Below are 22,641 nucleotides of genomic sequence, written 5' to 3'. Positions count from 1 at the left end.
GGGTTATTGCAGGGGGCGTGCCAGGTTTCACAAAGAGAAACAAAAAACCGGTTTGAAACGCTGAAAGCCCCGAGATTCGGGGCTTTCGTGTTTTTTCGGAAGGGATTCGATTGTGAAAGCAGGTGGGGATACGAAGCTGTTTTTGTGCGCGATTGCGGTTCACGGTGCATTCAGGCGGTGCACGCAGCTTTGAATGTGGGAGCGGGCTTGCTCGCGAAAGCGGTGTAACAGTCAACAATGATGTTGACTGTTATGGCCCCTTCGCGAGCAAGCCCGCTCCCACAGGGTCGTGTGCTCAGTGAGTAATCAGTGATTACTCAGGCTTCGTCGCCCTCGTCATCATCCCCGCCATCAACCTTCATCCCCAATTCCTTGATCTTGCGGGTCAGGGTGTTGCGTCCCCAACCCAGCAAGACGGCGGCATCGCGGCGGCGACCGGCGGTGTGCTTGAGGGCGGTCTCGATCATGATCCGCTCGAAGGCCGGCACGGCGCTGTCGAGCAGGCTCGATTGACCACGGGCCAAGGCCTGGTCAGCCCACTGGCGCAGGGCCTGCTCCCAGTTGGTGACCGGTGCCGAGTCTTGCGGCAGGCTCAGCAGCTCCGGCGGCAGGTCGCCGATGTGCACTTCGCGACCCGAAGCCATCACCGTGATCCAGCGGCAGGTGTTCTCCAGCTGGCGCACGTTGCCGGGCCACGGCAGGTTCTTGAGGTATTCCTCGGTTTCGCTTTTCAGCAGCTTCGGCTCGACGGCCAGCTCCTGGGCGGCGCGGCCGAGGAAGTGCTTGGCCAGGGTCGGGATATCTTCGCGACGATCCGACAGGCGCGGGATATGGATGCGAATCACGTTGAGACGATGGAACAAGTCCTCACGGAATTTCCCGGCGTGCACCAGGGTTTCCAGATTCTGGTGAGTCGCGGCGATGATGCGCACATCGACCTTCACCGGCACATGACCGCCGACGCGGTAGAACTCGCCGTCGGCCAGTACCCGCAACAAGCGGGTCTGGGTATCGGCGGGCATGTCACCGATTTCGTCGAGGAACAGCGTACCGCCATCGGCTTGCTCGAAACGCCCGCGACGCAGGTTGGCGGCGCCCGTAAACGCGCCTTTCTCGTGGCCGAACAGTTCGGATTCCATCAGGTCTTTGGGAATCGCCGCCATGTTCAGCGCAATGAACGGCGAAGCGGCGCGCGGGCTGTGACGATGCAGTGCGTGGGCCACCAGTTCTTTACCGGTACCCGATTCACCATTGATCAGCACGGTGATGTTGGAGTGGCTCAAGCGCCCGATGGCGCGAAACACTTCCTGCATCGCCGGCGCTTCGCCGATGATTTCCGGGGTGCGGGTCAGGGTCGGGGCAACTTCCAGGCCCTGTTGTTCCTGAGCGTGCTGGTTGGCGCGCTTGACCAGGGAAACCGCCTCGTCGACATCGAACGGCTTGGGCAGGTACTCGAAGGCGCCGCCCTGATAGGACGCGACAGCGCTGTCCAGATCCGAGTGCGCGGTCATGATGATCACCGGCAGCCGTGGGTGCTGTTCGCGAATCCGCGCCAGTAGCTCCAGGCCGCTGGCGCCGGGCATGCGGATGTCGGAGATGATCACGTCCGGCTGCTGGCGCGCCAGGCGGCTCATCACGCCATCGGCGCTGTCGAAGCTTTGCGTGGTCATGCCTTCCTGTTGCAAGGCTTTTTCCAGGACCCAACGGATAGAACGGTCGTCATCGACGATCCACACGGTTTCACTACGGCTCATGTCGATGTGGCTCCTTGTTCCAGTGGCAGAAAGATCGAGAAGGTGGTGTGGCCGGGGTGGCTGTCACATTCGATCAGGCCCTGGTGCTGGCTGATGATGTTCTGGGTAATGGCCAGGCCCAGCCCGGTACCGTCCGGACGACCGCTGACCATGGGGAAGAAAATGGTTTCCTGAAGCTCTGCCGGGATGCCCGGACCGTTGTCGATGATCTCGATCTTGGTCACCAGGCGATGACGCACGTGGCCGATGGTGAACTGGCGCATGGCGCGGGTGCGCAGGCTGATGCGGCCCAGGCGCAGTTCATTCTGGGTGCTGATGGCCTGCATGGCGTTGCGCACGATGTTCAGCACGGCCTGAATCATTTGTTCGCGGTCGATCAGGACGTCGGGGATGCTTGGATCGTAGTCGCGCACCAGGGTGATGCAGCCCTGGCTTTCGGCCTCCACCAGATGGCAGACACGCTCCAGCACTTCATGGACATTGCACATGGCCAGCGACGGCAGCTTGTTGGAGCCGAGCATGCGGTCCACCAGATTACGCAGGCGGTCGGCTTCTTCGATGATGACGTTGGTGTAGTCGCGCAGGCTTTCTTCCGGCAGTTCCCGGGCCAGCAATTGTGCCGCGCCGCGAATCCCGCCCAAGGGGTTCTTGATTTCATGGGCAAGGCCGCGCACCAGCATCTTGCTGGTTTCCTGTTTCGACAGTTGTGCTTCTTCCTTGGTGATCCGCAGCAGGCGGTCACGGGGGTGGACTTCGAGCAGCAGCATCGTGTCGCCGTTGCTCAGGATCGGCGTTACCGCGTAGTCGACGGTCAGGGTCTGGCCGGTGAGGGCGGTAAGCATGGCTTCGCGCTTGGTGAACGGGTGCGCCTGTTCAACGGCCTGGCGCAGCGAGTTCAACGCTTCGGTCGATTCGGTAAACAACTCACTGATGAACTGCCCGTGGCTGCGCTGACCGCTGATGGCCAGCAGCATCTCCGCCGCCGGGTTCATGTACTCGAGGCGCAGTTCGGCGTCGAGCAGGATGGTGGCGGTGGTGAGGTTGTCGAGTAGCAAACGGTGGAGTGCGTCGCTAATGGTCATCGGGACCTCTTTTAGAGCAGAGCATGCGCAAGAAAAAAGCGCTGGTACGGGCAAAATGCAAAAACCAAACCAAGGCTCCGAAAAGAAGCGTTCAGCGCCTGAAACAGGCGTTTGACGCTCGTTTGCGTGGCGTTCTGCCGGCTTTTTCGGGTACTTTCGAACCAAAATGGGTTGGAATGTGAGTACGGTGCAAGCAATTGCACCAATATAGTGCGCAAACCTGAACGAGGTTAGAAAAGTCGCAGGAAAGGATTTTTTTCTTCGCCGGGTTTGTCGCTGAGTGGGCATTCCGGCCGCTGGCCGTATTCTTCGAGGGCGCAGGGTTTGATTCTGCGCTTCTGGGTGAGAGACGTGCGCTGCATGTGGAAGGGTTGGCTGGCGGTGCGTTCGACGATGCGCCCCTGGTCGTCGAGGATTTCCACGGACAGGGTATGGCTGCCACGGTCGATGTTGTTCAAGGCGAACACAGGGCTCAGGCCGGGTTCGGCAGTGGGCTGGCCGTCGAGCAGCAGTCGGTAGCGGTGACCAGGTTGCAGGGCGGGTTCGTTGGTGGCGCTGACGATGACTTCGCCGGTGTTGCTGCGGATGGTTGCGTCGGGTTCCGGGATCAGGATGCGCAGCACCTCATAGTGGAAAAGCGCCTGTACTTCAGGACTGCTCTGGGCAAACAACGGTGTTGCACTGGTGGGGTTGGCCGCCATTCGATTGGTCGTTGTCAGCGGTACGCGCCTGGCGTCGCCGGGTTTGGGCTGGTCGGTAAAAACCCGATTGCCCTGAGCGTCGACAGACATGAAGACCTGCGCCGAGGCGGGCGGGGCGATCAGGCAGGCGATCAGCAGCCAGGCCTTCAAGGCTTGTGCACTCGTTGTACGGTGAATGTCACCGCAGGACTCTGCTGCACAACGTTTTCGCCATCGATCACTTGTACGACAAGGTGGTGTTCGCCACGATCGATGTTCACCAGTTGCAGGGTCGGCACGTTGCCTGGCTGGCCGTAGGGCTGACCGTCCAGCAGCAGGCGCAGCAGGTGCGGGCCTTGCAGGCGCGGTTTGATCAATACATTTATCGTGAAGGTGCCATTGTTGGCGCGCAGTGCTTCTGTGGTGGGCAGGCCGGTAATCTCCAGCACTTCATAGGTCTTGTAGGGCTGTTCTTTATGACCGGAATCAGTAGCAGGTGCGGCTTCGCCGGCAGGCTGGCGTTCGACGCTATTGAGGGGCGGCAAATCGACCGGTTGGGCACTGACGCCGTCAGGCGGTTGATTGCTGTACGCGGTGGCGCCGTTGGCGTCCGTGTACTTGTAGATCTGCGCCGTGGCGGGCAGAACAACCAGCAACAGGATGAAGAGAAAACCACGACCCATGGAATCGACCGGAAACGAAAGCGTTGGGTTGCAGCATAGGCCAGGCTGGGTGGTTATCCCAAGCCGTTAACATCTGGGCATGATTTGCCGAGGCCGCCTGGACACAGAAAACCCCTTGTGGGAGCGGCGGTGCGACGATTCGACTTGCTCGCGAAAGCGGTCTGTCTGATAAGCAGATGTTGAGTGTACTGACGTCTTCGCGGGCAAGTCGAATCGTCGCACCGCCGCTCCCACAGGGTTCTCTATCGTCCGTTGAATCGTGGGCAATAAAAAGGCCTCCCGAAGGAGGCCTCTTTTTGTCACGCCGCGTGCTGCGGCGCTACCGGATCAGCAGCTGTAGTACAGCTCGTATTCCAGTGGGTGTACGAAGGTACGTACCTTGATTTCTTCTTCGCTTTTCAGGGCGATGTAAGCGTCGATGAAGTCGTCGCTGAAAACGCCGCCTTTGGTCAGGAACGCACGACCTTTGTCCAGCTCTTCCAGGGCTTCTTTCAGGCTGCCGCAAACTTGTGGGATCTCTTTGGCCTCTTCAGGCGGCAGGTCATACAGGTTTTTGTCAGCTGCGTCGCCAGGGTGGATCTTGTTCTGGATGCCGTCCAGGCCAGCCATCAGCAGTGCGGCGAAGCACAGGTACGGGTTGGCAGCCGGATCCGGGAAGCGTGCTTCGATACGGCGGGCTTTCGGGCTCGACACGTAAGGAATACGGATCGAAGCGGAACGGTTGCGAGCCGAATAGGCCAGCATCACTGGAGCTTCGAAGCCTGGAACCAGACGCTTGTAGGAGTTGGTTGCCGGGTTGGTGAAGCCGTTCAGGGCCTTACCGTGCTTGATGATGCCACCGATGAAGTACAGGGCGGTGTCGGACAGGCCGGCATAGCCTTCGCCTGCGAAGGTGTTCTTGCCATCTTTCCAGATGGACATGTGTACGTGCATACCCGAGCCGTTGTCGCCGTACAGAGGCTTAGGCATGAAGGTAGCGGTACGGCCGTAGGCATCGGCAACGTTGTGCACGACGTACTTCAGGGTTTGGGTTTCGTCGGCTTTCTTCACCAGGGTGTTGAACTTGACGCCGATTTCGTTCTGGCCGGCAGTCGCCACTTCGTGGTGGTGAACTTCGACGGTCAGGCCCATTTCTTCCAGTGCGTTGCACATGGAGGTACGGATTTCGTGGTCGTGGTCGAACGGCGGAACCGGGAAGTAACCACCTTTGACGCCTGGACGGTGGCCTTTGTTGCCGCCTTCGATGTCCTGGTCGGACATCCACGAACCCTGTTCAGAGTAGATCTTGAACATGGAGCCGGAAATGTCGGACTTGAACTTCACCTGGTCGAAGATGAAGAATTCTGGCTCTGGACCGGCGAACACGGTGTCACCGATACCGGTGGCTTTCAGGTGCTCTTCGGCGCGCTTGGCGATCGCACGTGGGTCGCGGTCGTAGCCTTGCATGCTCGAAGGTTCGATGATGTCGCAGACCAGGATCAGGGTCGGTTCTTCGGTGAACGGATCCAGGACAGCGGTGGAGTCGTCCGGCATCAGGATCATGTCGGAGGCTTCGATGCCTTTCCAGCCAGCGATGGAGGAACCGTCGAACATTTTGCCGACTTCGAAGAAGTCGTCATCCAGCGCATCGCGAGCCGGCATGGTCACGTGGTGCTGAGTGCCTTTGGTGTCCGTGAAGCGCAGATCAATCCATTTGACGTCATGATCTTTGATGAGTTGAACCGACTTCGACATAGTGTCCTCCGGGTGGCTTCGGGCTAGTAGTGGATGCCCTTAAATGTGGGTGATGCCGGCGCGAATACTCTGCCAAGGCAACCTGCCTCACAAGGGAGCAAATTGCATGCCAGTGCCCCAGCATGGGTTTTTTGCCCCAAAAACACGCTTGCGGGGGCATATTGCGCTTTAAAGCAGAAAATCTCGCCCTGTAATGTGGCGTCATCTCCAACATATGACCTGTTTTGGTGCGTGCGAAACCTTCTGCACATTAACTGGTTAAACCTTGAGCAATTTCCGCTATAATCCGCGCCCCCCTTTTTCGGCAGGCCATGCGCGCGCTGTTTCCATGAAATTAATCGTAAAAGTCTTTCCCGAGATCACCATCAAGAGTCGACCTGTCCGGACGAAATTTATCCGCCAGTTGGCCAAAAACATCCGCGCCGTGCTCCGCGATCTGGACCCGGCCGTGGTGGTGAACGGCGTGTGGGACAATCTCGAGCTGGAAACCCGCGTTACCGACCCGAAAGCCTTGAAAGAGATGGGTGAACGTCTGACCTGCATGCCGGGCATCGCGCACTTTCTGCAGATCGACGAGTACCCGCTGGGCGACTTCGACGACATCACCGAAAAGTGCAGGCAGCACTACGGCGATGCGCTGGCCGGGAAGATTTTCTCGGTGCGCTGCAAGCGTGCGGGCAAGCACCCGTTCAGCTCGATGGACGTCGAAAAATACGTCGGCAGCAAACTGCGTCGCGAGTGCGGCGCCGCCGGGATCGACCTGAAAGCGCCGGAAATCGAAGTCCGGATCGAAGTTCGCGACCAACGGTTGTTCGTGATCCACAGCCAGCACAACGGCATCGGCGGATATCCGCTTGGCGCCCTGGAGCAGACCCTGGTGCTGATGTCCGGTGGCTTCGACTCCACCGTGGCGGCCTACCAGATCATGCGACGCGGGCTGATGGCGCATTTCTGCTTCTTCAACCTGGGCGGACGAGCCCACGAACTGGGCGTCATGGAAGTCGCGCATTTCATCTGGAAGAAGTACGGCAGCTCCCAGCGCGTGCTATTTGTCAGTGTGCCGTTCGAAGAAGTGCTGGGCGAAATTCTCGGCAAAGTCGATAACAGTCATATGGGCGTAGTATTGAAGCGTATGATGTTGCGCGCTTCGTCCCGGATTGCCGATCGACTGCACATCGACGCACTGGTCACCGGTGAGGCGATCTCCCAGGTGTCGAGCCAGACTTTGCCGAACCTGTCAGTGATCGACTGCGTAACCGACAAGCTGGTGCTGCGTCCGCTGATCGCCAGCCACAAGCAGGACATTATCGACACGGCAATCGAAATCGGCACCGCCGATTTCGCCCGACACATGCCGGAATACTGCGGCGTCATCTCGGTCAATCCGAAGACCGCAGCCAAGCGCTATCGCGTCGAGCATGAAGAGAAAGAATTCGATATGGCGGTACTCGAGCGTGCGCTCGAAAACGCCAAGCTGGTGCCGATCGATCGTGTGATCGATGAGCTGGGCCAGGATTTGCAGATTGAAGAAGTCAGCGAAGCGCTGGCCGGTCAGATCGTCATCGACATCCGTCACCCGGATGCCGCTGAAGACGACCCGCTGGACCTTGCTGGCATCGAGGTACAAACGATGCCGTTTTATGCAGTGAACGCTCGTTTCAAGGAACTGGACCCTACTCGCCAGTACCTGCTGTATTGCGACAAAGGCGTGATGAGTCGCCTGCATGCCCACCATTTGCTCAGTGAGGGGCATGCCAATGTGCGCGTTTATCGACCGAGCTAAGTGCCCGGGGCTGTTTGCCTGTGGCCTGCGTCACCGGCCCCCCGATGCCACCGTCAAGCTGTAACGGCTTTCACGGACGCTACTGTTAATCGCTGCCAAGACTTGTCAGCACACCGAATCCTCTGATCGAGATACACAAGTGATCGAAAATCTACGCAACATCGCCATCATTGCCCACGTTGACCATGGTAAGACCACCCTGGTAGACAAACTCCTGCGTCAATCCGGCACCCTGGAGCGCAACGAGCTCAACGACGAGCGCGTGATGGACTCCAACGACCAGGAAAAAGAGCGCGGTATTACCATTCTGGCGAAAAACACCGCCATCAACTGGAACGGCTACCACATCAACATCGTGGACACCCCGGGCCACGCCGACTTCGGCGGCGAAGTTGAACGCGTAATGTCGATGGTCGACTCCGTTCTGCTGCTGGTTGACGCTCAAGACGGCCCTATGCCGCAAACCCGTTTCGTGACCAAGAAGGCTTTCGAAGCCGGCCTGCGTCCGATCGTGTGCATCAACAAGGTTGACCGTCCAGGCGCGCGTCCGGACTGGGTTCTGGACCAGATCTTCGACCTGTTCGACAACCTGGGTGCCACCGAAGAACAGCTGGACTTCAAAGTCGTCTACGCCTCGGCCCTGAACGGTATTGCCGGTCTGGACCACAACGAAATGGCTGAAGACATGACCCCGCTGTACCAGTCGATCGTCGACAACGTACCGGCACCGGCTGTTGACCGTGAAGGTCCGTTCCAGATGCAGATCTCCGCACTGGACTACAACAGCTTCCTGGGTGTTATCGGTGTTGGCCGTATCGCTCGTGGTCGCGTCAAGCCGAACACCCCGGTTGTCGCTATCGGCGCCGACGGCAAGAAGCGTAACGGTCGTATCCTGAAGCTGATGGGTCACCACGGTCTGCACCGTGTAGACGTTGAAGAAGCTGCAGCAGGCGACATCGTGTGCATCAGCGGTATGGACTCGCTGTTCATCTCCGACACCCTGTGCCACCCGGACACCGTTGAAGCGATGAAGCCGTTGACCGTCGACGAGCCAACCGTTTCCATGACCTTCCAGGTAAACGACTCGCCATTCTGCGGTAAAGAAGGCAAGTTCGTGACTTCCCGTAACATCAAGGAACGTCTGGACAAAGAGCTGCTGTACAACGTTGCACTGCGCGTTGAAGAAGGCGACTCGGCTGACAAGTTCAAGGTTTCCGGCCGTGGCGAACTGCACCTCTCGGTACTGATCGAAACCATGCGTCGCGAAGGCTTCGAAATGGCTGTAGGCCGTCCGGAAGTGATCATCCGTCTGGTTGACGGCGTGAAGCACGAACCGTTCGAAAACGTCACCATCGACCTGCCGGAAGAATCCCAGGGCAAGGTGATGGAAGAGATGGGCCTGCGTAAGGGCGACCTGACCAACATGGTGCCGGATGGCAAGGGCCGTGTACGTCTGGAATACAACATCCCTGCTCGCGGTCTGATCGGTTTCCGTAACCAGTTCCTGACCCTGACCAACGGTGCTGGCATCCTGACCTCGATCTTCGACCGTTACGACGTGATGAAGTCCGGCGACATGTCCGGCCGTCAGAACGGCGTTCTGGTTTCGGTTGAAACCGGCAAGGCACTGACCTACTCCCTGGAAACCCTGCAGGCGCGTGGCAAGCTGTTCGTAGAACACGGTCAGGAAATCTACAACGGTCAGATCGTTGGTCTGAACAGCCGCGACAACGACCTGGGCGTCAACCCTACCAAGGGCAAGAAGCTCGACAACATGCGTGCTTCGGGTAAAGACGAAACCATCGCCCTGGTTCCACCTGTTCGCTTCACCCTGGAACAGGCTCTGGAATTCATCCAGGACGACGAGCTGTGTGAAGTGACTCCTAAGTCCATCCGTCTTCGCAAGAAGATCCTGGACGAAAGCGAGCGTACCCGCGCCGCCAAGAAAGCCAAGGCATAAGATTTAGCCCCGGCTGAACGAAAACGCCCCCGGTCGAAAGGCCGGGGGCGTTTTTGTTTGTCTGGCCGTAGCAGCTGCCGAGCCTGCGAGGCTGCGTTCGGGCGCGCAGCGGCCGCAAAACGCTTACGACTGCTTCGCAGCCGAACGCGGCCTCGCTGGGGCTCGACCGCTGCTACATCGAGCAGTAACGGTCGTTAAAACTTTTCGAGGGTTTGGCGGATCACTGCGCTCGAACAAGCCAAGGCATAAGATTTAGCCCCGGCTGAACAAAAACGCCCCCGGTCGAAAGGCCGGGGGCGTTTTTGTTTGTCTGGCCGTAGCAGCTGCCGAGCTTGCGAGGCTGCGTTCGGCTGCGTAGCAGTCGTCAATCAGGCGGCTGGGTGAGTCAGATATACCGCATCTACCGGATAACGACTGCTTCGCAGCCGAACGCGGCCTCGCTGGGGCTCGACCGCTGCTACGTTGGATATAGGGTTTTAGAACTTCTCGAGGGTTCGGCGGCTGCTGCTCTCGCGCTCCACTTCCTTGGGCTTGTACGCACAATACCCCGGCCGCGGGCCGACTTTCGGGTGATTGCGGCAGGTATCCGGGCGCTTTTCATAAATAGTGCACAGACGGCTCTTACGATCCAGGTACAGGCAATCGTTGTTGCTCATGCGCTGGAGGGTAAAGATTCCTGACTTCTGGTTGAAGCGTTCGACCAAGCCTTCCTTTTGCAGGCGCTTGGCGATGTTCTTCGGCGGATCACCCAGCTCGAATTCATCGACCACGCCGATACGGATCAGGTCCTTTATCTTGACCTCGACCGGCAGGGTGCAGCAGCTGGACATGCACGAGCCGCACATCGGGGCAGAGTACTTGGCCCAGGTATCGAGGCGGTCGATCTCTGCGGCAGCGATCAGGTTCGGCTTCATCATCGTTTGTTACCAGCGTGTGCATCAGGGCGCGCGATCATACCGGGACTGGTGGATTTTTGAACAACCTTTCGCCAGTTTTTTTCACAGGCGAGGCAAACAACCGGAAAATAGGCACGGGCCCTGCATTGATTCAGGCACTGGACAACACAATGTCGATCTAACTCGTATTCAAAGGAAAAACTGCCGAACCAGAGCCTCTACCGCCTGTCAGACCGTCTAGGCTCAGACAATTCCACGCTCGCTCGAGGTCCTATCGATGACTCAAGAACCACTTGTTCGCGAAGCAGAGGTGGCCGCATTCCGCGACGCCGTCTTGACCAAGCTCACTTATGCAGTGGGTAAAGACCCGGATCACGCCTTCGACCACGACTGGTTCGAAGCCATTGCCCTGGCCGCGCGGGATCACATGGTCGAGCACTGGATGGACCACACGCGGCAGATCTACCGCAAAGGTCAGAAGCGCGTTTATTACCTCTCCCTGGAATTTCTCATCGGCCGGCTGCTCTTCGACAGCCTGAGCAACCTCGGCCTGCTCGACGTTGCCCGCGAAGCCCTGACAGAACTCGGCGTCGACCTTGAGCGCATTCGCTTGCTGGAGCCCGATGCGGCCCTGGGCAACGGCGGCCTCGGGCGTCTGGCGGCGTGTTTCCTGGAAAGCATGTCGACCCTCGGTATCGCCGGTCATGGCTACGGTATTCGTTACGAGCACGGCTTGTTCCGCCAGGCCATTGTCGACGGCTGGCAGCAGGAGCAGACCGAACACTGGCTGGATTTCGGCAACCCTTGGGAGTTCGAGCGCCCGGAGGTGGTTTACCCGATCGGTTTCGGCGGCAGTGTCGAGACCGTGACCGATGATAGCGGTAAGTCCAGGCAAGTCTGGCACCCTGCGGAAACCGTTCGGGCCATTGCGTATGACACGCCGGTGGTCGGTTGGCGCGGGGCAAGCGTCAACACGCTGCGTTTGTGGCGCGCCCGGGCCATGGAAGATCTGCATCTGGAGCGTTTCAACGCCGGCGACCACCTGGGCGCCGTGGCCGAAGTGGCCCGGGCCGAAAGCATCTCCCGGGTGCTGTACCCGGCGGACAGCACCGAGGCCGGCCAGGAATTGCGCCTGCGCCAGGAGTATTTCTTCGTCGCCGCCTCATTGCAGGATCTGCTGCGCCGCCATCGCAACATGCACACCTCGGTGCTGACCCTGGGTGATCACGCCTCTATCCAGCTCAACGACACTCACCCCTCGATTGCCGTGGCTGAACTGATGCGGCAACTGGTGGACGTCTATGACGTGGCGTGGGATGCGGCGTGGCAAGTCACCGTCGACACGCTGTCCTACACCAACCATACGTTGCTGCCCGAAGCGCTGGAAACCTGGCCGGTCGGCTTGATGGAGCGCATGCTGCCACGGCATATGCAGATCATTTACCTGATCAACGCCCAGCACATCGACTCCTTGCGGGCCAAAGGCATTCACGACTTCGACGTGCTGCGCGCGGTGTCGCTGATCGAGGAAGACAACGGTCGTCGGGTGCGCATGGGCAACCTGGCGTTTCTCGGTTCCCACAGCATCAACGGTGTGTCCGGGTTGCACACGCAGTTGATGCGCCAAACGGTGTTCTCCGAACTGCACAAGCTCTACCCGGAGCGGATCAACAACAAAACCAACGGCATCACCTTCCGCCGCTGGCTGTACCAGGCCAACCCCGAGCTGACCTCGATGCTGGTCGATACCCTCGGGCCCGAAGTGCTGGATAACCCGGAAGAACGTTTGCTCGCCCTCGAACCGTTCGCCGAGAAAAGTGCATTCCGCAAGGCGTTTGCCGAACAACGCCTGCACAGCAAGAAAGCCCTGGCATATCTGATTCATGAGCGGTTGGGCGTGGCGGTCAACCCGGCGGCGATGTTCGACGTGCAGGTCAAGCGGATCCACGAATACAAACGCCAGTTGCTCAACCTGATGCACACCGTGGCGTTGTACCAGGCGATTCGCGCGGAACCAGAAATCGACTGGGTACCACGGGTGAAGATCTTCGCCGGCAAGGCGGCCGCGAGTTATCACCAGGCCAAACTGATCATCAAGCTGACCAACGACATCGCCCGGGTGGTGAACAACGACCCGACCGTGCGCGGCTTGCTCAAAGTGGTGTTCCTGCCCAACTACAACGTCAGCCTGGCGGAGAGCATCATTCCGGCGGCGGATTTGTCCGAGCAGATCTCCACCGCCGGGTTCGAAGCATCAGGCACCAGCAACATGAAATTCGGCCTGAACGGCGCGCTGACCATCGGCACCCTGGACGGGGCCAACGTGGAAATGTGCGATCGCATCGGCGCCGAGCACATGTTCATCTTCGGCCTCAGCGCGCAGCAGGTGGAGGCGCGCAAGCAGAACCATGAATTCAGCGCGGTGCCGGATATTGCCGCGTCCCATCGTCTGAACGATGTGCTGCAAGCGATTCGTGGCGGGGTGTTCTCACCGGATGATCCGTCCCGGTATGCCGGGTTGATCGATTCGCTGGTGGACTACGACCGCTTCCTGGTTTGCGCCGACTTCGATTCCTACTGGCACGCCCAGATGCGGGTCGAAGCCCATTGGCACGATTCGAAGGAGTGGTGGCGTTCAGCGGTACTGAACACGGCGCGGATGGGCTGGTTCTCCTCGGACCGGACCATTCGCGAATACGCCACGGAAATCTGGAAGGCGCTGGAGTAGTTTTACACCCGTATTGCCGCGCTTGGTCGATATACTATGTGTCACCTTCAACCCCTGTGGGAGCGGGCTTGCTCGCGAAGGGGACATCACATTCACTATCAATGGTGAATGTGATGTCCCCTTCGCGAGCAAGCCCGCTCCCACATTGGGTTTGTGGTGCAGATTCAATCTGCTCTCACACTGGATTCCGGGTGTCTGGCCACTAGACTGAACCAGACGCTGTACCACCCGGACTTGCCTCATGATGGGGCCGCTTAGGGATATCGACCATGCAATGGATGTTCATGCTGATAGGGCTGGTGCTCGGCTGGATACTCGACGAGTCATTCAGTGATGCGCTGCTGGGGGCGTTACTCGGATTGGGTGTCGGCCAGGCTCTTCGCATGGCTCGCATGGACTCGCAGGTCCTCAAGCAGCAGCGTTTGCTGGAGCAGGCGCAGGTAGCGCTGCAGGCGGTCGAACAACGGCTGGCGCTGCTTGAAGCGTCGGGCGTCAAGGCGCCGCAAACCCGCGAGCCACTGGTCTCACCTGAAACCATCCTCGATGAAGCACCTGCCGCAGCCCCGGAGTTGCTCTGGGAATTGCCGCCCGAACTCGAGCCGATCACCGCGGCGGCCACCGAAACCACGCGTTCGCAGCCCGCCGACGCCTGGAAGGCCGAGACGACCGCTCGCCAGGCGCAACCACCTGTCCCCCCGCGTGGCCCTGACTTCATCGACCGCGCCATCAGTCGCGCCCGGGCCTGGCTGTTCGGCGGCAATACCGTGTTGCGGGTCGGCGTGGTGCTGCTGTTCCTCGGCCTGGCCTTTCTGCTGCGCTACGCCACCGAAGGCGTGGTGGTGCCGGTTGAGTTGCGTTACGCAGGCGTTGCGGCGGCAGCCTTGGGGTTGCTCGGGCTGGGGTGGTGGTTGCGAGCGCGTAACAGCAGTTATGCGTTGATCCTGCAAGGCGCCGGGATTGCCGTGCTGTATCTGACGGTGTTTGCCGCGATGCGCTTGCATCCCTTGCTCGACCCCTCGGCGGGTTTTGGCCTGCTGGTGGCGGTGACGGTCTGTTCGGCGATTCTCGCCATTACCCAAGACTCCCTGGGGCTGGCCGCCGCGGCCGCACTGGGTGGCTTCGCCGCGCCCATCCTGGCCTCCACCGGCACCGGTAGCCATGTCGCGCTGTTCAGCTATTTTGCCCTGCTCAATGCCGGCATCTTCGTTATCGCCTGGTTCAAGGCCTGGCGGCTGTTGAATGTCATCGGGTTCAGCGGCACCTTCGGTATCGGTTTCGCCTGGGGCCTGCGCTCCTACTCGCCGGAACTGCTGTGGAGCACCGAGCCGTTTCTGATTTTGTTTTTCCTGATGTACCTGGCCATTGGTCTGTTGTTCGCCCGGCGCAAGCTGCTGGAGATGAGCGATGCACCGGCAGAGGGCAATCGCGATTCGTTGTTGCAGTGGTCGGCGCGCAAGGGCGACTACGTCGATGGCACGCTGCTGTTCGGTCCGCCGCTGGTGGGTTTTGGCTTGCAGTTCGCACTGGTACAGCATCTGGAGTTCGCTACGGCGTTCAGTGCCTTGGCGCTGGGCATGATTTACATGGGGCTTGCCCGATGGCTGATGGCCGGACGCACGCTGTTGCTGGGGGAAACCTGCCTGGCCTTGGGCGTGATCTTCGCCAGCCTGGCGATACCGCTGGGGCTCGATGCACGCTGGACGACAGCGGCGTGGGCGGTGGAGGGCGCGGGGATCTTCTGGCTCGGCCTGCGCCAGCAAAGGCCCTTGGGTCGGGCCTTTGCCTTGCTCCTGCAACTGGGCTCGGCGCTGGCGTTTCTCCGCGAGTTGCACAACAGCGAGAGCAGCCTGCTCGGCGGTGTACCGCTAGGCGCGCTGTTGCTGGGCGTCGCGTTGCTGTTCAGCTTCTACCAGTTGCGTAAAGCCTTGCCAGAGCAGATCAGGCCTTGGGAACTGAAAGGCCTGCCAGTCCTGGCGTGCCTCGGACTGGCGTTTCTCTATTTGCTGGCACCGTTGTTTTTCTTCAGCCACGGCACGGTGATCAGTTGGGCCCTGGCCGGGGCGCTGACGTTGTTGGTTGGCTTGCGTCTGCCATCGCGCACCTTCGTGTTCACCGCGCTCGCTGTGCAACTGTTGGGTGGCGCGCTGTTCCTGGCGACGGGGCCGCTGTTCAGTGACGGTCTGCAGCCCCTGGCCCATGGCGGGTTCTGGGCGCCGCTGGTGCTGGGGCTGGCCGCGATGGTCGGGGCCTGGCGTTTGCAGATGGGTCATTCGCTCGGAACGTTGGAAAGGCTGAGTCTGTTGCGATTGTCCCAGGCGTTGTTGGTGTGGGGCGCGGGCTGGTGGGCCTTGGCCTGGGTCATCGAAGTGCTGCATTTTGCGCCGTTGCCGATACGGGCGACTTTATTGTTGGGTATCGCGGCCTTGAGTGTGGCGCTGTGGACGGTGTTGGCGCTGCGCCTGAAATGGCCGTCACTGGGGGTACTGGGCACGGTATTGATTCCAGCGGCGACATTGGTGCTGCTCGCGGCCGGGCACTCGCGTTATCACCCGGCTGCCAATTTCGGCTGGCTGGCGTGGGCCGCCGTGTTCGTCGTACATTTCATGTCCTTGCGACGCCTGGCGCCCATGCTGCCGGCGCGCGTAACGAGCGTCGCCCATGTGCTTGGCTGTTGGCTATTGATGGGTGTGCTGGCGCTGGAGCTGCGTTACGGCTTGCTGGTGTTGTCCGAGCAATACAACGCCTGGCGCTGGTTGGGTTGGGCGATTCTGCCAAGTCTGTATCTGGTGTTGATGGCGGCACCTCGCGCGTGGCCTTGGCCTGTGTCGGCGTATCCGCGCGAATACCGCGTATACGCTGCCGCGCCGCTGGCATTGTTGATGCTCGGCTGGTTCTGGCTGGCGAATGTCGCCAGTGACGGCAACGCCGAGCCACTGCCCTACGTGCCCTTGATCAACCCGCTGGATCTGGGCCTGTTGTTCGCGTTGTTCGGCGTTTATGTCTGGTCCGGCAGCGCCATGACACAGTTGGCGGTCCCCAGGAACTACGCCGCCATCGCTACGCAAGGGGTCGCAGGGGCCTCGCTGTTCGTGTTCTTTACTGCATTGGTAATGCGTACGGCGCACCACTGGAGCGCGGTGCCGTTCGAGCTGGATCTGTTGCTGGCGTCGATGCGGGTGCAAGCCGGGTTGTCCATCGTCTGGACCTTGATGGCCCTGAGCCTGATGATCGGCGGCCATTTGCGTCGCCGCCGCGAAGTCTGGTTGATCGGCGCGGTCTTGATCGGTGTGGTCGTGGCCAAGCTGTTCTTTGTCGAATTGAGTAATCGCGGCGGGCTGGCGCGGATCGTGTCGTTTATCGGCGTCGGCGTGTTGCTGCTGGTGGTGGGTTATTTCGCTCCGCTACCGCCCAAGCGCGCCGAAACTGTGCCGGATACCGGCAAACCGGTCCCGGAATCACAAGGAGTGTCGTCTTGAGTCAGAAGCTGAACCTGAGTTGGCTGGGCATTGTTGCCATGGGGGTGGTGTTGTCGGCGGTTGCCCAGGAAAAACCGGCGGACTTCACCACCCAAGTGCCTTTGTCGGTAACGGGCGAAGGACCTTGGTATCGCCTTGAACTGCCCCTGAGCGTACAACTGAATGCACGGCAGGCTGACCTGAGCGATGTGCGTGTATTCAACGCGGTGGGCGACGTTCAGGCTTACGCCTTGGCCCGGGAATCGGCGCGGAGCAATGAAACGCGGACCTTGACCGAGGTGAAATGGTTTCCGCTGTACAACTCGGTGGACGCCACTGAAACCGCGCCGAGCGTGCGGGTGCAATCGAGCACCACCGGCACATTGGTCCAGGTGCAGCCCTCCAGTCAGTTGGAGGCGGGTGAGGAGGAGTTGCGTGGCTGGTTGCTCGACGCTTCGGCGATCAAGGCGCCGTTGCAGCAGTTGATTCTCGACTGGACCAGCGAGCGCGACGGCTTCCAGCGTTTCACCGTCGAAGCCAGCGACGACTTGCAGCATTGGCAGTCCTGGGGCGAAGGGCAGGTGGCGCGCCTGACCTTTTCCGACGAGCGGGTCGAGCAGCATGAAGTCAACCTGCCGGGCCAGTCTGCGCGCTATCTGCGGTTACTGTGGATCACACCGCATTCGGCGCCGACACTGACGTCGGCGCAACTGCACAGCGCCACTACCCGCAGCCTGCCGCTGCCGTTGGTCTGGTCCCAGGCATTGGCCGGCAGCAGCGTGAAGGCGGGTGAATACACCTGGCAGTTGCCGATGGGGCTGAATGTCGAACGGGTGCAGGTCGAGTTGAGCCAGCCCAACAGCCTTGCACCAGTGAGCCTGAGCGGTCGTCGCGATAGCAGTCTGCCGTGGCAGCCAGTGGTTAGCGGTTTGCTCTATCGCCTGACCCAGAACGGTCAGGACGTGGTGCAAAACGAATTGACGTTGTCAGGGCAATTCGTACAGCAATTGAAACTGACCGTGGACGAACGCGGCGGTGGCCTGGGTGATCAGGCGCCGACGCTGAAGTTTGCCGTGCGTGCCACGCAACTGGTGTTCCTGGCGCGCGGGCCGGGGCCTTACACGCTGGTCGTGGGGAATTCGACGGCGAAGGCGGCGAACTTGTCGCTGTCGACGCTGATTCCGGACTACAGCCCGGCGAAGCTGGCGACCTTGGGCCGGGCCATGGTGGATGTCGGGGCGGTGGCCTCGGATGCATCGACAGAGAAAACGCTGGCGACGACGGACACCCAGTGGAAGAAGTTCGGCTTGTGGGCGGTGTTGTTGCTCAGTGTCTTGTTCCTGGCGGCGATGGCGTTCAGTTTGTTGCGCAAACCCTCTGTCAAATCCTGAAGAAGGCTGGCGCTTTGCGCCATTCGCGAGCAAGCCCGCTCCCACATTTGACCTGTTGTGCACACACTATTTGTGTCAAACAGCAGCTCCCATGTGGGAGCGGGCTTGCTCGCGAAAGCGGTCAGCCAGACACCAAAAACATTGAAACAAGCCACCCTTTCCAGGCTCACACCCCGTCCATTTCCAACTACGCTCATCCCCGCACATGAACTCTCTTCGGCCGATCACGTCTGATAGGAGGAAATGCGCCCCGACTCGCGCTAAACTGCGCGGGTTTTTAGCCCCCCATTCCTCCGGAGCCTTCCATGTCCCGCGTTACCTTGAGTCGCTATTTGATTGAGCAGACCCGCAGCAACAACACTCCTGCCGATCTGCGCTTCCTGATCGAAGTGGTGGCGCGTGCCTGCAAGGAGATCAACCACGCCGTGTCCAAAGGCGCCCTGGGTGGCGTTCTGGGCAGCATGGGCACTGAAAACGTCCAGGGCGAAGTGCAGAAGAAGCTCGACGTGATCTCCAACGAGATCCTGCTCGAAGCCAACGAATGGGGCGGTCACCTGGCCGGCATGGCGTCCGAAGAAATGGACAACGCCTATCAGATCCCGGGCAAATACCCGAAAGGCGCGTACCTGCTGGTATTCGACCCGCTGGACGGTTCGTCGAACATCGACATCAACGCCCCGGTCGGCACCATCTTCTCGGTACTGCGTTGCCCGAACGAATACCTGAGCCAGAACGAGCCCTTGAATGAAAAGGCCTTCCTGCAGCCAGGCACCCAGCAAGTGGCCGCCGGTTACGCGATCTACGGTCCGCAGACCATGCTGATCCTGACCCTGGGCGACGGCGTGAAAGGCTTCACCCTGGACCGTGAAATGGGCAGCTTCGTACTGACCCACGAAAACATCACCATTCCTGAAGCCACCCAGGAATTTGCCATCAACGCTTCCAACCAGCGTCACTGGGAAGCACCGGTACAGCGCTACGTCAGCGAATTGCTGGCAGGCGATGAAGGCCCGCTGAAAAAGAACTACAACATGCGTTGGGTTGCCGCGATGGTCGCCGACGTGCACCGCATCCTGACCCGCGGCGGTCTGTTCATGTACCCACGCGACAGCCGCGAGCCGTCCAAACCGGGCAAACTGCGCCTGATGTACGAAGCCAACCCGATGTCGTTCCTGGTGGAACAAGCCGGCGGCGCGTCCACCGACGGCCACCAGCGCATCCTCGACATCCAGCCCGAAGGCCTGCATCAGCGTGTTGCGGTGTTCCTCGGTTCGAAAGAAGAAGTTGCCCGCGTCACGGCTTACCACAAGGAATAAACCATGACCGCGCCCTGGCAGCCGTTGCTTGATTGGTGGTTCGGAAGTTCCGGGTCAGCGAGGGAAGTGGCAGCGCAGAAGGGCAAGTTGTGGTTTGGCAAGCGCGACAGCCAGGACCTCGAAGCGCGTGAGCGTTTCGGGGCCCAGGCCGAGCAGGCACTGGCCGGCGGATTGACCGAGTGGATGCAACGTCCCGAAGGTTGGCTGGCCCTGGTGCTGTTGCTCGATCAAATCCCGCGAATGATCTTTCGCGATACTCCCAAGGCATTCTCCGGCGATTCCCGCGCACAGAAAGTGGTGGCCCAAGGCATTGCGGCGGATTTCGATCGGCAGTTGCAGCCGATTCAGCGGGTGTTCATCTATCTGGTGTTCGAGCATAGCGAGAACCTGGCGGTGCAGAACGAAGGTGTCTCGCGTTACATCGAACTGGTGGCGCAGCAGCCGGAGAGCGATCGGGCACTGTTCAGCGATTACCTGGACTATGCCGAGCGGCATCAGAAAGTGATTGCGCAGTTCGGGCGGTTTCCGCATCGCAATGCGGTGTTGGGAAGGGAATCTACGGCTGAGGAGTTGGCGTTTCTCTCCAAGCCGGGGTCACGGTTCTGAATCCTCATTGGGTCTGATGCCGCCTTCGCGGGCAAGCCCGCTCCCACAGTGGATCTCGGTCTTACACAAAGTTTGTGTCCACTGGAGATCTAGTGTGGGAGCGGGCTTGCCCGCGAAGGGGCCGGTGAGCGCGCCTTAGATCCTGAAACTTCCGACCAACTGCTTCAACCGCGCCGCCTGCTGCTCAAGATCGGCACACGCACGCAAGGTCGACTGCAGGTTCTCCACGCCTTCCTGGTTCAGCGTGTTGATCTCGGTGATGTCGACGTTGATCGACTCCACCACGGCCGTCTGTTCTTCAGTGGCGGTGGCGACCGACTGGTTCATGCCATCGATCTCCCCGATGCGCTGGGTCACGCTGCCCAGGCGTTCGCCCGCCTGGTTGGCGATGCCGACGCTGCTTTCGCTCTGGCGCTGGCTGTCGGTCATGATGCCCACCGCTGCCCGGGCGCCGACTTGCAGCTCTTCGATCATCGTCTGCACTTGCTGCGCCGAGTCCTGGGTGCGGTGAGCGAGGTTGCGCACTTCGTCGGCAACCACCGCGAAACCACGGCCGGCCTCGCCAGCGCGGGCCGCTTCAATGGCGGCATTCAGTGCCAGCAAGTTGGTCTGCTGGGAGATGCTGGTAATCACTTCCAGGATCTGCCCGATGTTGACCGTGTTGCTGTTGAGGGTTTCGATGTTGCCGCACGAATCGCTGATCTTGGCCGACAGTTGCTGCATCGCCGCGATGGTTTTATCCACCACCTGTTGGCCGTCTTCGGCCAGGCTGCGGGCATCGCTCGAATGTTGCGAGGCGAGGGCGGCGTTCTGGGCGATTTCCTGGGCGGCGGCACCGAGCTGATTGATCGCCGCGGCCACGCTGCTGGTGCGCGAGGCTTGCTGGTCGGAGTTGAACATCGACGAGTTCGAGGCGGCGACTACACGCAACGCCACTTCGTTGACCTGGCCGGTGGCCGAGGATACTTCGATGATCGAGGTGTGAATGCGCTCGACGAAGCGGTTGAACGACAGCCCCAGCGCGCCGAATTCATCGTGGCCGTGGATGGTCAGGCGTTTGGTCAGGTCACCTTCGCCTTCGGCGATGTCGTGCATGGCGCGGCCCATGGTCAGCAGCGGCTGCATCAATAGGCTGATCAGCATGCCCAGCAGGACGATGATGATCACCACGGCAATCACCATGGCGATGATCGCCGAGGTGCGGAACTCGCTGAGCATCGAGAACGCCGTTTCCTGGTCGAGCACCAGTGCCACGTACCAGTCCGCCGATGGCACGCCATTGACGTGGGTGAAGGAGATGAACTGGCGCTTGCCGTCGATCTCGACTTCTTTCATGCCCGGGCTGACTTTCGGCGCACCGTTGGGGTAGGCCTCGGTCAGGTTCTTGAGTACCAGCTTGCTGTCCGGGTGAATCAGGATCTTGCCGTCGGCACCGACGATGAACGCATGGCCGTGACCGCCGAAGTTCAGCGAATTGATGATCGCGCTGACGCTGGACAGGTCGATGTCGGCACCGGCGACACCGATCATCTGGCCCTGGTGCTGCACCGGAGTGGCGACTGTGATCACCAGTTTGCCGGAAGAGGCGGCGATGTACGGTTCGGTGACGATGGTCTTTTGCGCGTTATTGGCCGCCTTGTACCAGCCACGGGCGCGTGGGTCGTAGTCCGCCGCGCGGTTGCCCGCCGGGACCGAGAACATCACGCCGTCGGCGCCACCGAAGTAACTCAGCTGGAAATTGCCGGTGTAGGCGGGCAGGTCGATGATTCGTTTCAGGCCAGCGGGAGCATTGCCGTCGGCATTGATCTGTTGGGCCATCGACTGCAGCAGCTGCATGCGGCTTTCCAGCCAGGTCTGGATGTTGCTGGTGGTCAGGCTGCCGAGTTCCTGCATCGAGGCTTCGGTACTGTTGCGCAAGGTTTCGCGCTGGCGATAGTCGTTGAACAGGATGAAACAAGCGAATGCGACGGCCACCACGAGGGCGGCAGCCAGCAATATCTTGTGGCTGAACTTCATGTTTCTGGTCATGGATGGGCTACCGCAGAGGGGCTGTTCTACAAAATGGGGGAGCAAATGCCACCGACATGGCTTTGCGTTGCATTTATGTCGACTGAACGGTGCCAAAGATTAGGCGCAATCTCTGAAAAACGACGAAATGTCCGGTAAACAGGCAAAGTGGCTGATTTTCGGCAAGAGGTAGACGAGTGGCCCGATAAATAGCCTGCCGGGCAGGGAACCTGACAGGGGTTTTCTCTTCTAAGCTTCAGCTTGGCAGCCATGCCAATCCCCTACGCCCCCGGAGTTTCACCATGTCGTTGCGTTCCATCGCCCTGCTTTCGTTCTGCGTATTGCTCGCTGCCTGCAGCAAGGTCAATCAGGAAAACTACTCGAAGCTCTCCGCCGGCATGGCCAAGGCCGAAGTGGAGACCCTGTTGGGCAAACCCGCCGATTGTTCAGGCGCGCTCGGCATGTCCAGCTGCACCTGGGGCGACAAGAACAGCTTTATCAGCGTGCAGTTCGCCGGTGACAAAGTGCTGATGTTTTCCGGCCAAGGCCTGAAGTAAACCGGGGCG

General features: G+C 60.2%; 16 protein-coding genes and 1 pseudogene. 9 read left to right on the top strand and 8 right to left on the bottom strand.

What is annotated here, in order from left to right:
- Positions 1-317 precede the first annotated feature (317 nt).
- Together ntrC and glnL are read right to left on the bottom strand one after the other, a co-directional pair.
- A complete protein-coding gene (gene ntrC, locus AC07W4_RS05125) occupies positions 318-1,754 on the bottom strand; it encodes a nitrogen regulation protein NR(I) (RefSeq protein WP_008047743.1) in 1,437 nt (478 codons plus the stop codon).
- Positions 1,751-2,836 carry a nitrogen regulation protein NR(II) gene (gene glnL / locus AC07W4_RS05120; protein WP_008047753.1) on the bottom strand — a complete coding sequence of 362 codons (1,086 nt, stop codon included), beginning with the start codon at positions 2,834-2,836 and terminating at the stop codon, positions 1,751-1,753. The genes ntrC and glnL overlap by 4 nt, the downstream gene beginning before the upstream one ends.
- A gap of 23 nt (positions 2,837-2,859) precedes the next feature.
- Here glnL and AC07W4_RS05115 point away from each other — a divergent pair, with 23 nt between their 5' ends.
- Entirely contained in the window at positions 2,860-3,018 is a 159-nt protein-coding gene (locus AC07W4_RS05115; RefSeq protein WP_157221388.1) for a hypothetical protein, read from the top strand.
- 48 nt (positions 3,019-3,066) lie between these two features.
- Here AC07W4_RS05115 and AC07W4_RS05110 read toward each other — a convergent pair whose 3' ends face one another.
- The 3 genes from AC07W4_RS05110 to glnA all read right to left on the bottom strand — a co-directional run bounded on the left by AC07W4_RS05110 (position 3,067) and on the right by glnA (position 5,933).
- A complete protein-coding gene (locus AC07W4_RS05110; protein WP_495031727.1) occupies positions 3,067-3,687 on the bottom strand; it encodes a DUF4124 domain-containing protein in 621 nt (206 codons plus the stop codon).
- Positions 3,684-4,199, bottom strand: a complete 516-nt coding sequence (locus AC07W4_RS05105) for a DUF4124 domain-containing protein (protein ID WP_495031726.1) — start codon at positions 4,197-4,199, stop codon at positions 3,684-3,686. The genes AC07W4_RS05110 and AC07W4_RS05105 overlap by 4 nt, the downstream gene beginning before the upstream one ends.
- A gap of 327 nt (positions 4,200-4,526) precedes the next feature.
- Positions 4,527-5,933 (bottom strand): glutamate--ammonia ligase, encoded by a 1,407-nt coding sequence (glnA, locus tag AC07W4_RS05100; RefSeq protein WP_007970634.1) that lies wholly within the window; start codon positions 5,931-5,933, stop codon positions 4,527-4,529.
- Positions 5,934-6,261: 328 nt separating this feature from the next.
- Here glnA and thiI point away from each other — a divergent pair, with 328 nt between their 5' ends.
- Positions 6,262-7,716, top strand: coding sequence for a tRNA uracil 4-sulfurtransferase ThiI (gene thiI, locus AC07W4_RS05095; protein ID WP_495031725.1), 1,455 nt, complete (start codon positions 6,262-6,264; stop codon positions 7,714-7,716).
- A gap of 139 nt (positions 7,717-7,855) precedes the next feature.
- Positions 7,856-9,676 (top strand): translational GTPase TypA, encoded by a 1,821-nt coding sequence (gene typA, locus AC07W4_RS05090; protein WP_008047763.1) that lies wholly within the window; start codon positions 7,856-7,858, stop codon positions 9,674-9,676.
- Between the two features lie 476 nt (positions 9,677-10,152).
- Here the strand turns inward: typA and AC07W4_RS05085 are convergent, their stop codons facing one another.
- Positions 10,153-10,593: a YkgJ family cysteine cluster protein gene (locus AC07W4_RS05085; protein WP_495031724.1), complete on the bottom strand. Its 441-nt coding sequence runs from the start codon at positions 10,591-10,593 to the stop codon at positions 10,153-10,155.
- Between the two features lie 256 nt (positions 10,594-10,849).
- On the opposite strand from AC07W4_RS05085, the gene AC07W4_RS05080 reads away from it, so the two are divergent.
- The 5 genes from AC07W4_RS05080 (at position 10,850) to AC07W4_RS05060 (ending at position 20,068) form a co-directional block, all read left to right on the top strand.
- Positions 10,850-13,300: a glycogen/starch/alpha-glucan phosphorylase gene (locus AC07W4_RS05080; RefSeq protein ID WP_495031723.1), complete on the top strand. Its 2,451-nt coding sequence runs from the start codon at positions 10,850-10,852 to the stop codon at positions 13,298-13,300.
- 269 nt (positions 13,301-13,569) lie between these two features.
- On the top strand, positions 13,570-16,776 hold the full coding sequence (locus AC07W4_RS05075; protein WP_495031722.1) for a DUF2339 domain-containing protein: 3,207 nt from the start codon (positions 13,570-13,572) through the stop codon (positions 16,774-16,776).
- Positions 16,773-18,146, top strand: coding sequence for a DUF3999 domain-containing protein (locus tag AC07W4_RS05070; RefSeq protein WP_495031721.1), 1,374 nt, complete (start codon positions 16,773-16,775; stop codon positions 18,144-18,146). The genes AC07W4_RS05075 and AC07W4_RS05070 overlap by 4 nt, the downstream gene beginning before the upstream one ends.
- Before the next feature lie 305 nt (positions 18,147-18,451).
- On the top strand, positions 18,452-19,462 hold the full coding sequence (locus AC07W4_RS05065) for a class 1 fructose-bisphosphatase (RefSeq protein WP_007975526.1): 1,011 nt from the start codon (positions 18,452-18,454) through the stop codon (positions 19,460-19,462).
- Between the two features lie 3 nt (positions 19,463-19,465).
- Positions 19,466-20,068, top strand: a complete 603-nt coding sequence (locus tag AC07W4_RS05060; protein WP_495031720.1) for a DUF924 family protein — start codon at positions 19,466-19,468, stop codon at positions 20,066-20,068.
- A 135-nt stretch (positions 20,069-20,203) separates the two neighbouring features.
- Here AC07W4_RS05060 and AC07W4_RS05055 read toward each other — a convergent pair whose 3' ends face one another.
- A complete protein-coding gene (locus AC07W4_RS05055) occupies positions 20,204-20,968 on the bottom strand; it encodes a methyl-accepting chemotaxis protein (RefSeq protein ID WP_371318464.1) in 765 nt (254 codons plus the stop codon).
- Between the two features lie 93 nt (positions 20,969-21,061).
- Positions 21,062-22,084: pseudogene (locus AC07W4_RS05050) on the bottom strand (HAMP domain-containing protein); the annotation flags it as partial.
- 293 nt (positions 22,085-22,377) lie between these two features.
- On the opposite strand from AC07W4_RS05050, the gene AC07W4_RS05045 reads away from it, so the two are divergent.
- Positions 22,378-22,632 (top strand): hypothetical protein, encoded by a 255-nt coding sequence (locus AC07W4_RS05045; RefSeq protein WP_056725770.1) that lies wholly within the window; start codon positions 22,378-22,380, stop codon positions 22,630-22,632.
- The last annotated feature ends 9 nt before the right edge of the window (positions 22,633-22,641 follow it).

Source organism: Pseudomonas sp. GW821-FHT02A08, assembly GCF_059422045.1.
The sequence above is the reverse complement of the archived record's forward strand: the minus strand, read 5'-3'. Positions and strand labels throughout refer to the sequence as shown.

Coding starts and splice junctions, on each gene's coding strand:
- ntrC (WP_008047743.1), bottom strand. CDS start 1,754: ATGAGCCGTAGTGAAACCGTGTGGATCGTCGATGACGACCGTTCTATC.
- glnL (WP_008047753.1), bottom strand. CDS start 2,836: ATGACCATTAGCGACGCACTCCACCGTTTGCTACTCGACAACCTCACC.
- AC07W4_RS05115 (WP_157221388.1), top strand. CDS start 2,860: ATGCGCAAGAAAAAAGCGCTGGTACGGGCAAAATGCAAAAACCAAACC.
- AC07W4_RS05105 (WP_495031726.1), bottom strand. CDS start 4,199: ATGGGTCGTGGTTTTCTCTTCATCCTGTTGCTGGTTGTTCTGCCCGCC.
- glnA (WP_007970634.1), bottom strand. CDS start 5,933: ATGTCGAAGTCGGTTCAACTCATCAAAGATCATGACGTCAAATGGATT.
- thiI (WP_495031725.1), top strand. CDS start 6,262: ATGAAATTAATCGTAAAAGTCTTTCCCGAGATCACCATCAAGAGTCGA.
- AC07W4_RS05085 (WP_495031724.1), bottom strand. CDS start 10,593: ATGATGAAGCCGAACCTGATCGCTGCCGCAGAGATCGACCGCCTCGAT.
- AC07W4_RS05080 (WP_495031723.1), top strand. CDS start 10,850: ATGACTCAAGAACCACTTGTTCGCGAAGCAGAGGTGGCCGCATTCCGC.
- AC07W4_RS05075 (WP_495031722.1), top strand. CDS start 13,570: ATGCAATGGATGTTCATGCTGATAGGGCTGGTGCTCGGCTGGATACTC.
- AC07W4_RS05065 (WP_007975526.1), top strand. CDS start 18,452: ATGTCCCGCGTTACCTTGAGTCGCTATTTGATTGAGCAGACCCGCAGC.
- AC07W4_RS05060 (WP_495031720.1), top strand. CDS start 19,466: ATGACCGCGCCCTGGCAGCCGTTGCTTGATTGGTGGTTCGGAAGTTCC.
- AC07W4_RS05055 (WP_371318464.1), bottom strand. CDS start 20,968: ATGTTCAACTCCGACCAGCAAGCCTCGCGCACCAGCAGCGTGGCCGCG.
- AC07W4_RS05045 (WP_056725770.1), top strand. CDS start 22,378: ATGTCGTTGCGTTCCATCGCCCTGCTTTCGTTCTGCGTATTGCTCGCT.